The organism is Nitratireductor sp. GCM10026969 (assembly GCF_042660605.1).
In the GTDB taxonomy this organism is placed as follows: Bacteria; Pseudomonadota; Alphaproteobacteria; order Rhizobiales; family Rhizobiaceae; genus Chelativorans.
In genome coordinates this window covers 1-14,766 of record NZ_JBHSUM010000045.1, presented here as the reverse complement: position 1 = coordinate 14,766, position 14,766 = coordinate 1, and the positions used below count along the sequence as shown (strand labels likewise).

Below are 14,766 nucleotides of genomic sequence, written 5' to 3'. Positions count from 1 at the left end.
GTCAGCCGCCGGGCTGCAGCTTGGCGGGAATTTCCAACCCCTGTTCCTCGAACCAGCGCGCAGCGCCCGGGTGCAGCGGTATGGTTCCGTAGTCGAGCGTCATCTGCGCCAGATCGGCTCCCTTAAGGCTGGCCATGGCGTTGGCCTGCGCGCTCTCGTCGGCCATGATGGCGCTGACGATCTGGTATGCGGTTTCCTCATCCATCGAGGCAGGCGCGGCGACGCCGACACCGAAGCTCCATGTGGAATAGGCTGGGATGCCCTCGGCCGCCCCCTCGGGGATTTCCACGACCGAGATGTCGGGCATCTCTTCGCGCAAGGTCTGGACCTGCTCGTCCGTCAGCCCGAGCACATCGATATCGACCGAGGTGGCGATATCCATGGTCGAGCCGTCGAGCTTCTGCCCGGCGCCCGATTTCACATAGCCCGCGACACGGTTATCCTTGATCGCGCCCACGATATCGGTGGTGGAGCCGCGCACGAAATCGGCCGTCAGGCCAAGTGTCTCGAAGACCGCCTCCGTCGTAGCCTCTGTGCTGGAGCCCTTGATGCCGGGATTGAAGCGCACGCCTTCCAGCCCCTCGAGGCTATCGACACCGGCATCCTCGCGCACCACGACATTCTGCGGCGCGTTCGTGTAGACCCAAAGCAGGCGCAGATCCTGCGGATTGCCGTCGAAGGCGTTGGTGCCGGTGACCGCGTGCTGGACCGTGTTGGTGGTCACAAGGCCGAGATCGACCTGTCCGCGCGCCATGCGGCGGATGTTGTCCATCGTGGCCCCTGTTTCGACCACCGAGGCGCTGAGACCCTCCGCATTTTCGTTGATAAGCTGGCCGACGGCGACGAAATAGCCGTAGTGGCTGGACGAGGCCGAGGTCGAGCCGATCAGAAGTTCCGTGTCCTGCGCCAGAGCGGGCATGGCAAGCGTGGTGGCCCCCAGAAGGGCGCAAATGGCGTGTTTCATTGATGTCCTCCCTTGAGGTCCCGAAGCCGGGATCGCGGCAGCAGCATGGCTCAAGACATTTGTTGCCAGAAGTGCGAATTGATGCATTATTCATGAATGGATCGCAATAATCCCACACTGAGTGATTTCCACGCGGTTCTCGTGCTGCTGCGCAAAGGGTCCTTTCGGACGGCGTCGGACGAACTCGGGCTCTCACCCTCGGCCGTTTCACGGCAGATCTCGGCGCTCGAGGCACGGCTCGGCACGCGCCTTTTCGACCGTGACACGCGCAACGTGGTGCCGACCGCTTCCGGCCGTGCGTTCGGCCGCGTGGCCGAGCGCATGGTAAATACCGCCGAGGATGTGATGGCCGAGTTCGACGCGCATCTTTCGGCGCGCAACGGGCGGCTGACGATTGCGGGGCTGCCATCGGTCACAGCGGGCCTTCTGCCGGGGCTGTTGCGCAGCTTCACCGCCGAATATCCGGACATCGACCTGCGTATCGTCGACGCACTTTCGGGCAGCGTGCTCGAGGCGGTCGAGACGGGGGCTGCCGACATAGGCTTTACCGCGGGCACGGTATCGGCGCGCAGCCGCCTTGCTTTCCAACCGCTGATGGACGACGCTTTCGTCGCCGTCGGCTCGCCGGGCGGACCGCTGTCGGAGGATCGGCCCTATCGCTGGGTGGAACTGGTCGGGATGCCCTTTATCGCCATGGCGCAGGGTACCAGCGTGCGCGAATTGATCGACGGCGCCTGTCTGCGCATCGGCCATACGCTTGCGCCGCGCTTCGAGGTGGCGCATCTCGCCACGGCCGGCGCGCTGGTGGCCGAGGGGCTGGGCATCACGGCACTGCCGACACTCACCCTGCCGGTGTTGAGGACCGAGGCGCTGATCCAGCGGCCGATCCCGGATTTCGGCGCCCGCCGCCGCATCGGGCTGGTGCGGCGATCAGGGCGTTCGTTGTCTCCACCGGCGCGTGCGTTCCTAGACCATGTACGCAAGTCCGGCATCGCCGAGCAAACGGGTTGAGCGGCGGCCCGGGACCTGTGGGCGGTTATGGCTGCGGCGCCGGTTCGGGGCCACACGTGGGAGGGGTAGGCAATATCACCGACGACGTCGTCGGGCATACGCGATCCAGCAAGATCGGCTCATATCGCGCCATCCGCCACAAGCTCATTCGAGTTCTAGTATTTTTTGAAACTGCTTCCGTAAGGGGCCGCTTGCCGTCAGCACCAGGGCTCCTTAGCCTCCCATCGCCTATTATGGAGGAGGCCCAGAATGAGGTTTCGTTCTGGATTTGACTGATACCTGGGATTACGCCGGGTGGTGCTGAGCACCCGATATGGGAGGAGAAATGCTCAAGAAATTCTTCGGGCTTGATGCGCTCGAAACGTCCGTGCGCACAGAGGTCGTCGCGGGTGTGACGACGTTCCTGACCATGTCGTACATCATCTTCGTCAATCCAGCCATCTTGTCGACGACGGGTATGGATCATGGTGCCGTATTCGTGGCGACCTGCCTTGCCGCGGCGCTTGGCACCCTGGTCATGGCGCTGTTGGCCAATTGGCCCATCGGCATGGCCCCCGGCATGGGACTTAATGCCTTCTTCGCCTTCACCGTCGTCGGCACCATGGGGTTCACCTGGCAGCAAGCGCTGGGCGCAGTGTTCATCTCCGGCGTAATTTTCCTGATCCTCACCGTCACCGGCATACGCCGCTGGTTGATCGAAGGCATTCCGCAATCCATGCGCTGCGGTATCGTCGCGGGCATCGGCATGTTTCTGGCGATCATCGCGCTGAAAAGCTCCGAGATCGTCGTCGCCTCGGAAGCGACGTTCGTTACGCTCGGCGAGCTTTCGGAGACCGGCCCGCTGCTCGCGATCCTCGGCTTCTTCATCATTGCCGCCCTCGACGCCTATAGGGTGCGTGGGGCGATCCTGATCGGCATCGTGGTCATCACCGCGCTTTCCATGCTGCTCGGCATCAACGAGTTCCGGGGCGTCGTCTCCATGCCGCCCAGCATTTTGCCGACCTTTCTGCAGCTCGACATCTGGGGGGCGCTGCATGGCGGTCTCCTGCACGTCGTCCTGGTCTTCGTGCTCGTCGAGGTGTTCGACGCCACCGGCACGCTGATCGGCGTCGCCAAGCGGGCCGGTCTGATGAACCCGGACAGGCCGAACCGTCTTGGCCGCGCCCTGATGGCCGACAGCACGGCGATTATCGCCGGCTCGGCTCTCGGCACAAGCAGCACCACTGCCTATGTGGAAAGCGCTTCGGGCGTGCAGGCGGGCGGCCGCACGGGGCTGACGGCGCTGGTCGTCGCGGCTCTCTTCATCGCCGCACTGATGTTCTCGCCGCTTGCCGGCTCGGTGCCGGCCTACGCCACCGCGCCCGCGCTCCTCTACGTGGCAGCGCTAATGATGCGCGAGATCACGAAGGTGAAATGGGAGGAGATGACCGAGTCGGTGCCGGCGGTGCTGACGGCCATCATGATGCCCTTTACCTACTCCATCGCCAACGGCCTCGCCTTCGGCTTCATCAGCTATGCCGTTCTGAAGGCGCTCACCGGCCGCTGGCGCGAGGTGCATCCGGCGACGTGGATCGTGGCGGCGCTGTTCATCGTGAAATTCATGTTCTTCTCGGAATAGGGAAAGGTCAAAACCCGGCACCGTTGAGAAGGCGGTGCGGGTCTCTATCGATGTCATCGCGGCGGCTCTCTGAATCCAAACGATGCCGCCGGGCGGCCAGCGCCAAGTGCGAACGTGCGGATTGAGCAGTTGAATGCCCCTCCCCGGCCCGGCCTGCTGAACCGGAGGACTACGCACCGGAGATGTGGCGCCCGAGCCGCACTGTTTCGCCAACAAGGAGCCTTAGGTCCTCGCGGCGCGTTCGATGATTGTCGATGGCAGCCCTCAGGCAGTGCTCGCCATGCACCGTCGTGTCGGAGAGCGCCGCCGTACCCAGCTCCTGCAGGCGCAACATGATCTCTATATTGAGCGCCTTCAGAGACTCGCCGTCCACTCCCTGCGGGCGGAAGCGAAAGCACACGATGTTGATGCTCGTCGGCGCGACCAGTTCAAGAAGAGGTTCGTTTCTGATCAACCGGCTGAGAAAAGCAGCTTGGGCAATGTTCTGGTCGATCAGTCGGCCGAACTTCTCCACGCCGTGCTCCTTCAGCGCCATCCAGACCTTTAAGGCCCGGAAGCCGCGGGTGGTCTGCAGGCCGTATTCGTGCAGCCATGCAGCGGACGCCAGGCCGCGCGGCGCCGATTCCAGATATTCAGGTGTCACTGCAAAGGTGTCTCGGTGAGCCGAAGCGTCCCGTATCAGGACGCAGCCGACCTCGAAGGGAGCGTGCAGCCATTTGTGGGGATCGAGCGCGATGGAATCGGCATGCTCGATACCGGCGACTCGGTGTCCGTTCTTTGGCGCAATGGCCATAAGCGCGCCGATGCAGCCGTCGACGTGGAGCCAGAGGTCCTCTTCCGCCGCCAGCCGGGGCAGGACCTGAAGATCGTCGATGGCGCCCGTGTTTACCGTGCCAGCCGTCGCGATCACGCACGCCGGGTGGAACCCACCGGCGCGATCCTCAGCAATCGCCCTCTTCAGGGCGGGTATTTCGATCCGCAGGTCTCGGTCGGTCGAGATCCGCCGCAGGGCCCGGTTCCCCAGTCCCAGCGCTTCCATGGCCTTGCGATGGCAGCTGTGAACCTGATCCGACCCATAGAAGCGCAGTGGCTTGTCGATGGCGGCGACACCAACGTCCCGCACGTCGACGCCTGCCTTGACGTTCCGAGCCACCGTCAGTGCGATGAGGTTGGACATTGAGCCGCCACTGGCCAGGGTACCGCTGGCCGATGCCGGAAAGCCCATCATCTGCTTGCACCAGTTCACCACCTGGCCGTCCAAAAGGGCAGCGGCATGGTTGCCGCCGCCGAGATTGGAGCCCTGGACCGCCGCCAGGAAATCCGCCAGCGCCCCGGTGAAGTTGCCCGCGCCCATGTACCAGGACCAGAAGCGCGGATGAATATTGCCCATCGGATAGGGCATCACATTCTCCGCCACCTCGCGGTAGACTTCGGCCAGCGGCGCGGGCGACCGCGGAAGGGAAGCCTCGAAGAAGGTCTTCACTTCCGGAGGCATCTCCTGCCATACGGGCCGTCTGCCGATATCACGCAGATAGGCGATGGAATCATCGACGATGCGGTGCGAGAGGGCCTGCACGTCACTCCAGTCGCCCGGGTCGAGCGTTTCTTCCGCCACATCCCGGGCGTTCTCCACATTGTTCACGGCTGCCTCCCTACCGTCTATCAAGCGGCGAACTGAAAGCCCGGCGTGGAGCGCGAGAGGGCGAGCTCCTCTTCATCCATATCCGCTTCGATCGTCTCGAAGAGCGGCGTGGTCAGATAGCGCTCGCCGGTGTCGGGCAGCATGCACAGAATGACGGAGCCCGAGGGCGCCCGCTCCGCAACCTGCCGCGCTGCGGCGAAGGTTGCGCCGCCGGAGATGCCGGTGAAGATGCCTTCCTTCTGCGCGAGCGCCTTGGCCCATTTTATGCCCTCGGGGCCGGCGACCGGTATCACCTCGTCGTAAAAGCGAGAGTCGATCGCCTCCTGAAGGACGTGCGGGATGAAATCCGGCGTCCAGCCCTGGATCGGATGCGGCTCGAAGGCCGGATGGCTGACGGCCGGCGCGCCGTCAGGCGCCCGTTCCTGGGCATGGCCGCTGCCGATAAGCTGGGCATTGGCCGGTTCGCTGAGCACGATCTTCGTCTCGGGGCGCTCCTTGCGCAACACCCGTCCGACGCCGGCGACGGTACCGCCCGTGCCATAGCCGGTCACGAACCAGTCGAGCCGGGAACCCGCGAAATCGTTGATGATCTCGCGTGCCGTCGTCGATTCATGGATGTCGGCATTGGCCTCCGTCTCGAACTGGCGCGCAAGGAACCAGCCATTGGCCTCGGCCAGCTCGACGGCCTTCCTGTACATGCCGAAGCCCTTCTCGGCCCGCGGCGTCAGCACCACCTTGGCCCCCAGCATGCGCATGAGCTTGCGGCGCTCGACCGAGAAGCTGTCGGCCATGGTCACGACGAGCGGATAGCCCTTCTGGGCGCAGACCATGGCAAGGCCGATGCCGGTATTGCCGCTGGTCGCCTCGACGACGGTCTGTCCCGGCTTCAGGGCTCCGCTACGCTCGGCCTCTTCGATGATGTTGAGCGCCAGCCGGTCCTTCACGGACGAGGCCGGATTGAAGAACTCTGCCTTCACATAGATGCTCGCGTGGTCCACGCCGAGATTGTTGATCCGGATCGCGGGCGTGTCGCCCACCGTATCGAGAATGCTGTCGAACAGACGGCCGCGGCCCGCTGTCGTTCGTATTGTCGCTGGAAAGGACATGAGAGCTATTCCTTGTCTGTTACGAATCCTGTTCCACTGGGATGTGCGGCGAGGCCGCCGGTTACGGCGACCTCGCTCTATCGGGGCTGCGCCCGGTTTTTCAGGCAAGCCGAGCATCATAGACCTAGTTTGTTCGCGGGTCGTCCCCGGGGTTTACATACTCCACCCCGAACGGGCCGATGCTGTTGAGCTGGACAACGGTCTCACGATCCGTCCAGGCGTAATGTGCCATGCCGACGGGGATGCGCACGAAGCTGCCTGGCTCGAGCAACGGTGCCGATTCCTGGTCGAACTCCTTTCCGGTCCCCATGCCGAATGCGCCGGAAATCACCGTCACATGCTCCTCCTTCGGATGCAGGTGCGGCGGTATTTTGTAGTTCGCGGGAAATTTCAGCCGGAGGACGAACTGGCCTTCCTCGGCCGGATTGCCATGAAGCACCGCGAATTCGGCGCCGTGCGGCAAGGTGGGCGGGCCGGGCTTCCATGCCACCTGGTCCGCGGTCACGGTCGCGTGGTGCGCGTCGTCGTCGGCGGATGCGGGCGCCGATACGGCGAGGACCGCGCCCAGCGCCGCGACGCTGCAAAGCGCCGGCAGAGAAGCGCGGCATGCAAAACGCAGGTTCATTTCATCCTCCTCTTTATCGGTCTGTTTGTTCGGTTCGTTCCATGGCGCAGAAGCGCCGGGCGGCGGGGAATGCTCCGCTCGATCCGGGATGCTGCCCATCGCGTTTCATGATAAGGTGCGCGTGACGAGCCCATCGTGGGAGGAGACGTGGAAACGCGCGTGGAATCCGCTACGCTGGGCGCCGGCAGCGTTCAGATCCGGATGCTCGGCCCGCTGACCCTCGACCGGAACGGCACCACGCTGGACCTTCCGGGATCGCGAAAGATGCGGGCGCTTTTTGCCTATCTGGCGCTTGCCCCGCGTGCGGTCGGCCGCAGCCGGCTATGCGAGCTTTTCTGGGACGTCCCGAACGATCCGCGGGGTGAGCTGCGCTGGTGCCTGAGCAAGCTGCGAAGCATTCTCGACGAGCCCGGAAGGAACCGGGTTGTGACGTCGAGCGACATGGTCGCGCTCGATCTTGGCGATTGCTTCGTGGATGCCGTCGAGATTTCCACTGCGGCGAAGGAAGGCATTGAAAAGCTCGATCAAGAGCGGCTGCGCATGCTTTCCGGCCTTTTCGCCGGTGATTTCATGGAAGGACTGGAGATCGACCGCAGCCCTCAGTTCGACAGCTGGCTCGTCGCGCAAAGGCGTCGTTTCAGGGCCTGCCATACGGCTGTGCTTGAACATCTGGTCAAATGTCTCCCGGCCGGTAGCGATGAGGTCCTCCCTCTCCTGGACAGGTGGATAGAGCTTGCCCCCTATGACGGGCGCGCGCACGTGCTGCTGCTGCGCGCTCTGTGCGAGCACGGCAAGATCGGCGAGTGCGAGGAGCATCTTGCTGCCACGGCAAGGCTCTTCAAATCCGAAGAGCTGGACTTCGAGCCGATCCGGGAGGCATGGCGGATCATTCGCGACGGGCGGGCGGGCGCATCACGCCCCGTCGGAGCCGCCCCGGCGACTCCCGTGCCTTCGTTGGTGGTCGGCGCTGCCGAGGTTGGCACACATTCGTCTCCCCGCGCTTCACTTGCCGTGATGCCTTTCATCAATCAGCCGGCGGAGGATGGCATTCGCGGCGGACCGGCCGAAGGTCTTACCCAGGATATCATCACGCGCCTTGCCAAACTCCGAAGCCTGTTCGTGATCGCACGCGGCTCCGTCTTCGCCCTGGCGGAACGGAATATCGGGCCGGAGGACGCCGCTCGGATGCTGAATGTCGACTATGTCGCCGGCGGAACGATGCGGCGGCAGGCGGGCCGCCTTACCGTCGCCATCGAGTTGGTCGAGGCGCGCACGGCCAGGATCGTCTGGGCGGAGGTTTTCGATCGCAAGGCGGACGATGCTTTCCTCGTCCTCGACGAAATCGGCAACAGAATCGTTTCCTCGATCGCCAACGAAATCGAGATGGCCGAAAGAAACCGCGCCATCCTCAAGCCGCCCAGTTCCCTAAATGCATGGGAGGCTTACCATCGCGGCCTGTGGCACATGTACCGCTTCACCAAGGGCGACAACGAACAGGCGGCGCGCTTTTTCGAGACGGCCGTGCGGCTGGATCCGACCTTTGCCCGCGCCCATGCCGGCCTGTCCTTTACCCATTGGCAGAACGCATTTCAGCACTGGGCGGACCGCCAGCGCGAGACCGACCTTGCATTCGATGCGGCCGGCCGCAGCCTGATAGTGGACGAGCACGACCCGGCGGCGCATTGGGCGATGGGGCGGGCCCTTTGGCTTCGCGGCCGACATGAGGAATCTCTGGGCGAGTTGGAACAGGCCGTGGACCTTAGTCCGAATTTCGCGCTCGGCCATTATGCGCTCTCGTTCGTCCAGTCCCAATCAGGCGATCCACGTGCTGCCATCGGCGCGTCTGACCATTCCCGCAGCCTGAGCCCGTTTGATCCATTGCTGTTCGGCATGCTCGGTGCACGCGCGATGGCGCATGTGCGCATGGGCGAGTTCGATCATGCCGCAGAGTGGGCCTTGAGGGCGGCAGCACGTCCAAACGCCCACATCATCATCCGGGCGATCGCTGCGCATTGCCTTGCATTGGCCGGTCGGGTGGAGGAGGGGCAGGCTTATGCGCGGTCCATCCGGGAAACCCTTCCGAGCTATAATATCGATGATTTCCTCGCCACCTTCAGGTTCTCTCCGGATGCCGAGGCTCTCTTCAAGAAAGCCGCAAAACGGGTCGGCTTGGGCTAGCTCCAGAGGGTGCAGTCGGACGAATTCGCACCGGCCTTTGTTTGTCGCGCACAGCACCGATCCGCCATTCGCAAGTAACGGGTCTTTGGATCAACCGCAATCATGCCTTCGACACCAAAGACGGTGAACCGCCTTACCTTACGGCCGTGCCGCGGAAGCGGGCTGTTTCCATCGGCGTAATTCCGAAGCGGCGCCGGTAGCAGGTGGCGAAATACTGGCTCGAGGAGAAGCCGCATTCATGGGCGATCCGGGTCACGGTGCCCCCGCCCGCAGCCAATTTGCGATGCGCCGCCTCCAGCCGGATCGACTGGAGGTAGCGCACCGGCGACATATTGGTGAGCGCCACGCAGTGCTGGGAAAACTGCGTGCGCGAGAGATTGCATTCGGCCGCCATGTTCTCGAGCGTCCAGTCCTCGTCGAGCGCGTGCTCGAGCCGGCTGAGGAAGATCTGCACCGTGCGCTTGGAACTGGTCAGTTCCGAATCGAGGCCCGGCTCCTGCAACTGGAGTTGCTGCATGAATTGCAGGAGCATCATGGAGATGGTCAGCCGGAGAAGGCTCTCCTGGCCGCCGATATCGCCCGTCAGCACGATATCGTCGATCTTGCGGAAGAGGCGCGCCACCTCGCGGCTGGCGCGGCAGAAGGGCTGCTCGTTGCGCGAAAGAAGCAGGGTCAGCCGCTTGCGGTCCTGCTCGGACCAGGCGAGCCAGTCCGGCCAGTACCATTGTTCGTGCGGCCGGCGCACCCCGACGTCGAACAGCACCCAGATGATATGGCTCGCCACCACATGCGGATCGCCGAAGGCATGCAACTGCCACGGACGGACGACGAACATGTCCCCTGCGTGCAATTCGTGCTTCGCGCCGTCCAGTGTCAGCGCCATGGAGCCGCGCGCCACATAGGCGATCTTTACCCCCTCGTTGCAGTGCAGCTTGAGACCCCAGTCCTGCGGCGCCGTCGCATCCCAGCCTCCTACGGACAGGACCTGCGGCAGGGCTTCGCCCAGATCCCTGCCGGGATAGCGCCGCCTTGTCCAGGCATTGAGCACAACCTTGCCGGCCAGCGAGGCCTCAAGGAGGTCGTTGCAGTTGCCGGCATAAAGAAGCGCTCCCGGCTCGCGGAAGACGGCCGGGCGGGAGAGCGCCCGCTGGCGCCTGAACGCATTCGATGCGGAAACGTCGAGAATGTTCAAAATTTACCGCCGTATCCAGTTGAACGCCAGACCGCATCCCAATCGCCAATGATCGGAATTGCGTCGCGCACCATCCAGCCTACGGTTCGGAGTGTGCGCAAGTCAATGATTGCGCGGCGGAGAGGAAGGAAACGCTGCCGTGGAATGCCGCGGCATACGTTGGGTTTCGGATGTTCAAAATCCGCCAGAGGCTTCAAAGCGCCTCGGTAGGATGAGCGGCCGGACCGCCGCCCGATCGGGAGGAGGAGCATCGATGCCCTTTGGCATCAACCTGTTGTGCCTGACGGATTTCGTCGAGGAGAAACATCTCGACACGATCGGCCTTATCAAGCGGATCGGCTATGACGGCGTCGAGGTCTGCGTACTGCGCGGCGATCCGGACCATTACGCCTGGCTGGGCGGCGAACTGGACCGTCTCGGCCTGAGGCGGACCACCACCTCGATCGTCCCATCTCCCGATGCCGACCCCACCAGCGCCGACCCGGACGTGCGCCGGCGCGGCATCGCGCATCTGGACTGGGCGCTCGACTGCGCCATCGCGCTCGGGGCCGAAAGCGTCGGCGGTCCGTTCCACGCGCCGATCGGTCATTTCACGGGTGCAGGACCGACGGCGACGGAATGGGCGCGCGGAGCGGACGCCCACCGCGCGATGGCCGAACGCGCGGCACGACACGGCATGATCCTGAGCCTCGAGCCCCTCAACCGTTTCGAGACGCATTTTCTTAACACGGCGGAGCAGGCGCGGGCTTATATCGATCTCGTCGGCCACCCTGCCTTCAAGATCATGTACGACACGTTTCATGCCAATATCGAGGAACAGGACCAGAGCCGCGCCCTCGCGACACTCGGCAACAGCGTGGGCGTCCTCCACATTTCCGAGAACGACCGCGGCATTCCGGGCCGCGGGCACATCGATTTCCCGGCCATCTTCCGAGCGGCGCGGACGGCGGGGTTCGACGGCTGGGTGATACTTGAAGCCTTCGGCGCCGGACTGCCGGCCATCGCCGCGGCGACGCGGGTCTGGCGGCCCCTGTTTCCCGACCACGAGACGCTGTTCCGGGAGGGCCTTCGATTCATGCGCGAGGGCTGGAGCAAGGCCGCAGCGGAGACGACCGCATGAGCGAAGCCGTGCCGGAAAGCCGCAGCACCGCACCCATCCTGGAGATGCGCGGCATCGTCAAGACCTTCCCCGGCGTACGCGCGCTGGACGGGGTGGGCTTTCACTGCGCGCGCGGCGAGGTGCACGCGCTGGTCGGCGAGAACGGCGCCGGCAAGTCGACGCTGATCAAGATCCTGAGCGGGGTCTATCAAGCCGACAGCGGGTCGATCCTGCTCGAAGGCAGCGCGGTGGCGTTCAACCATCCGGTGGAATCGCTGGCCGCCGGTATCTCCGTGATCTATCAGGAGTTTTCCTTGCTGCCGGACCGCACCGTGGCCGACAACATCTTCCTGGGCCGCGAGCCGGTGCGCCGCGGCATTATGGATCGCGCACGCATGCGGCGCGAAACGCGCGAAGCGCTGGCACTCTTCGGCAGCGGCCACGGCATCGAGCCGGGCAGCCTTGTCTCCGAACTCGGGATCGCCCAGCAGCAGATGGTCGAGATCGCCAAGGCCGTTTCGCTGGAGGCCCGCGTGGTGGTCATGGACGAGCCCACGGCCGCGCTCGACGAGAACGAATGCGCGGTGCTCTTCTCGATCATCGAGCGGCTGAAGCAGCGTGGCACGGCCGTCGTCTACATCACCCACCGCATGCGCGAGGTCACACGGCTTGCAGACACCGTGACCGTGCTCAAGGACGGCAAGGTCGCCGCCGAATTCGATCACCTGCCTGAGCCTTCGCGCATCATCAACGCGATGGTCGGCCGCGCGCTCGCCGACTTCTATCCGCCGGCGGCCGCCCCGGAAGAGATCGGCGATCCCGTCCTTACGGTGCGCGGCGGCGGCAATGACCGGCTCTTCGACATCGATTTCGATCTGCGGGCCGGCGAGATCACCAGTTTCGCCGGCATTCAGGGCGCCGGGCGAACGGCGGTCGCCCTGGCCCTGTTCGGGCGCGATCCCTTTACGCGCGGAACGGTAACCCTGGCGGGCAAGGAAGTGCGTTTCAAGCGGCCGCGCGAGGCGATCCGCGCCGGCCTCACCCTCGTGCCGGGAGACCGCAAGGCGGAAGGCCTTTTCCTAATGCAGCCGGTGATCGACAACGGCATGGTCAGCGCCCGTGCGTTCGCGGGGATGCTCGGCTCCCACAAGGGCTCCGCCGCGCTCACCACTGCCGGGATGGAGGCGCTGTTCGACCAGTTGGATGTACGCGCGGCCGATTACGACCAGGAGATCCAGCTCCTCTCCGGCGGCAACCAGCAGAAGGTGGTGGTCGCGCGCTGGCTGTCGCTCGCCCCGAAGGTGCTCATCTTCATCGAGCCGACGCGCGGTGTCGACGTCAATGCCAAGGCCGGCATCTACGATCTCATGCGTGAGCTGGCGCGCGGCGGTGCAGCGATCATGATGGTCTCGTCGGACCTGCCCGAGGTCCTGGGCGCGTCCGACCGGATCCTGGTGATGCGCGAAGGCCGCATCGTTGCGGAACACCACCGCGGGGTCAGCGAGGCTACCATCATGGCGGATGCCACCGGGCACCTGGAGGTCGCGGCATGAGTCTTTCCGCCGCACCCGCGCGCCGGCCGCGCATCCGCTTCGAGACCGTCGCTCCGGCGGCGATCCTGGCAGCGGCGGTCGTCATCTATGTCGTCCTCATCGTCGCCACTGGCCAGACCCACTATCTGAGCGCGGGAAATCTGGTCGGTGTGCTCAGCCGTTCCATCGCGCTGGCGATCACCGCCATCGGCCAGACCTTCGTCATCCTGACAGCATCCATCGACCTCTCCGTGGCGGCACTGATTTCGGCGTCCGCCGTGTTGGCCTCGGTGGTGATGGGCGGCGAGCCGGCCATGATCGTGCCGGCCATCGCCGCGGTTATGGCGCTCGGCGCTGTCGTCGGGCTGATCAACGGCCTGGTAGTCGCCAAGCTCGAGGTCAACCCGCTGATCGCCACCCTCGGCATGGCGCTCATCATCCAGGGTTGCCTGTCGGCTTTCGTCTCCAACTTCGCCGGCGCGGTGCCACGCACCTTCCAGTTCTTCGCCTACGGCACGTTTTTCGGCTTGCCCTTCAGCCTCGTCGTCCTAGGAGCCCTGGTCGTGCTCTCCTGGTTCGTACTGCGCTTCACGCGCTTCGGCGCCAACATCTATTCCGTCGGCGGCAACAGGGACGCCGCCCGCTTTGCCGGCATCAAGACGGCCCGCGTGACCATCGCCGCCCATGTCGTGTGCTCGCTCTGCGCTGCACTCGCCGGACTCTATCTGGCGAGCCGTCTGGGCTCGGGCGCGCCGTGGATCGGCCGCGAGGGTATGTACGACCTGGAATCCATCGCCGTCGTCGTCATCGGCGGCACCATCCTGGCCGGCGGGCGCGGCGGGGTATGGGGCACGGTGGCGGGCGTGCTGATCTTCGCGCTGATCGATTCGCTCTTCAACATCGTCGGCATGGACGCCTTCGCCAAGCAGGTGCTGCGGGGCATCATCATCATCGCCGCCGTCGGATTCTATTCCGTCCGCTCGCAGAGGATCGCGGCATGAGCGAGGGGGCCGCGCGCAAGAGGCAGGAAAGCCGCCCCCGCCGGCGCCTGCCGGCGATCAATCCGATCTGGTTCGTGCTGGTGGCGCTGATCGTCGCCCTCATCGTCTACAACCCCTATTTCGTGCAGCCGGTCGGCTACATGAATTTCCTGAAGCGCGCCGCGCCGCTTGCCATCCTGGCCGCAGGCCAGGTCTATGTGATCGTCTCGGGCGGCTTCGACCTTTCCGTCGGCTCCACCATCACCCTGACGGTGATCGGCTCGTCCATGCTGCTCGACAACGATCCGGACGCCACCTGGTGGGTGATCGCCCTCATGTATGCGGTCGGCCTGGCGGTCGGCCTTGTCAACGGACTGGTCGTCTCAGTCCTGAGAGTGCCCTCGCTGATCGCCACGCTGGGCATGATGATCACGCTGGCGGGGGTAGCGCTCGTCTGGTCGGGTGGGGCACCGCGCGGCTACCTGCCGGACACCTTCCGCTATTTCGGCCGCACCAATATTCTCGACGTGCCCGTGGTCAGCATCCTGCCGGTCTCGCTGATCGTCCTTGCCGTCTTCGGCGGTGCGCTCTGGTGGCTCATGCACCGCACCAACTACGGGCGGCTCGTCCACGCCGTCGGCGACAATCCCCGCGCGGCCATGCTCGCCGGCATACCGGTCACCCGCGTGCGCGTGATCGCCTTCGTGCTCTCGTCGCTGTCGGCGGTCACGGCCGGCATCCTGCTCGGCGGCTTCGCAGGCGTCTCCACCGACGTCGGGCGCGGCTATGAATTGCAGGCGATCACGGCCGCCGTCCTGG

Annotated in this window: 12 protein-coding genes; 7 read left to right on the top strand and 5 right to left on the bottom strand. The window is 64.8% G+C overall.

Annotated elements, in window-relative coordinates; genetic code table 11:
- Position 1: 1 nt before the first annotated feature.
- On the bottom strand, positions 2 to 964 hold the full coding sequence (locus ACFP9U_RS11645; protein ID WP_378621545.1) for a TAXI family TRAP transporter solute-binding subunit: 963 nt from the start codon (positions 962 to 964) through the stop codon (positions 2 to 4).
- Between the two features lie 96 nt (positions 965 to 1,060).
- On the opposite strand from ACFP9U_RS11645, the gene ACFP9U_RS11640 reads away from it, so the two are divergent.
- Positions 1,061 to 1,975: a LysR family transcriptional regulator gene (locus ACFP9U_RS11640; RefSeq protein ID WP_378621544.1), complete on the top strand. Its 915-nt coding sequence runs from the start codon at positions 1,061 to 1,063 to the stop codon at positions 1,973 to 1,975.
- 325 nt (positions 1,976 to 2,300) lie between these two features.
- Positions 2,301 to 3,593 (top strand): NCS2 family permease, encoded by a 1,293-nt coding sequence (locus ACFP9U_RS11635; protein WP_378621542.1) that lies wholly within the window; start codon positions 2,301 to 2,303, stop codon positions 3,591 to 3,593.
- 169 nt (positions 3,594 to 3,762) lie between these two features.
- On the opposite strand, the gene ACFP9U_RS11630 is transcribed toward ACFP9U_RS11635, so the two are convergent.
- From ACFP9U_RS11630 to ACFP9U_RS11620, 3 genes are all read right to left on the bottom strand, one after another.
- Positions 3,763 to 5,076, bottom strand: coding sequence for a pyridoxal phosphate-dependent decarboxylase family protein (locus ACFP9U_RS11630; RefSeq protein WP_378621541.1), 1,314 nt, complete (start codon positions 5,074 to 5,076; stop codon positions 3,763 to 3,765).
- Between the two features lie 179 nt (positions 5,077 to 5,255).
- The gene (cysK, locus tag ACFP9U_RS11625; RefSeq protein WP_378621539.1) at positions 5,256 to 6,341 is read right to left on the bottom strand and encodes a cysteine synthase A; all 1,086 of its coding nucleotides are present in this window, start codon (positions 6,339 to 6,341) and stop codon (positions 5,256 to 5,258) included.
- Between the two features lie 124 nt (positions 6,342 to 6,465).
- A complete protein-coding gene (locus ACFP9U_RS11620; protein WP_378621538.1) occupies positions 6,466 to 7,065 on the bottom strand; it encodes a cupin domain-containing protein in 600 nt (199 codons plus the stop codon).
- 102 nt (positions 7,066 to 7,167) lie between these two features.
- Between ACFP9U_RS11620 and ACFP9U_RS11615 the strand changes: the two genes are divergently transcribed.
- Positions 7,168 to 9,144, top strand: coding sequence for a BTAD domain-containing putative transcriptional regulator (locus ACFP9U_RS11615; protein ID WP_378621568.1), 1,977 nt, complete (start codon positions 7,168 to 7,170; stop codon positions 9,142 to 9,144).
- A 133-nt stretch (positions 9,145 to 9,277) separates the two neighbouring features.
- Here the strand turns inward: ACFP9U_RS11615 and ACFP9U_RS11610 are convergent, their stop codons facing one another.
- A complete protein-coding gene (locus tag ACFP9U_RS11610) occupies positions 9,278 to 10,336 on the bottom strand; it encodes a helix-turn-helix transcriptional regulator (RefSeq protein WP_378621535.1) in 1,059 nt (352 codons plus the stop codon).
- 253 nt (positions 10,337 to 10,589) lie between these two features.
- Between ACFP9U_RS11610 and ACFP9U_RS11605 the strand changes: the two genes are divergently transcribed.
- The 4 genes from ACFP9U_RS11605 to ACFP9U_RS11590 form a co-directional block, all read left to right on the top strand.
- Entirely contained in the window at positions 10,590 to 11,456 is an 867-nt protein-coding gene (locus ACFP9U_RS11605; protein WP_378621533.1) for a sugar phosphate isomerase/epimerase family protein, read from the top strand.
- On the top strand, positions 11,453 to 12,988 hold the full coding sequence (locus tag ACFP9U_RS11600) for a sugar ABC transporter ATP-binding protein (protein WP_378621532.1): 1,536 nt from the start codon (positions 11,453 to 11,455) through the stop codon (positions 12,986 to 12,988). The genes ACFP9U_RS11605 and ACFP9U_RS11600 overlap by 4 nt, the downstream gene beginning before the upstream one ends.
- Positions 12,985 to 13,968 (top strand): ABC transporter permease, encoded by a 984-nt coding sequence (locus ACFP9U_RS11595; RefSeq protein ID WP_378621529.1) that lies wholly within the window; start codon positions 12,985 to 12,987, stop codon positions 13,966 to 13,968. The genes ACFP9U_RS11600 and ACFP9U_RS11595 overlap by 4 nt, the downstream gene beginning before the upstream one ends.
- The coding region (locus ACFP9U_RS11590; protein WP_378621527.1) for an ABC transporter permease at positions 13,965 to 14,766 on the top strand (802 nt) is incomplete at its 3' end. The genes ACFP9U_RS11595 and ACFP9U_RS11590, both read left to right, overlap by 4 nt.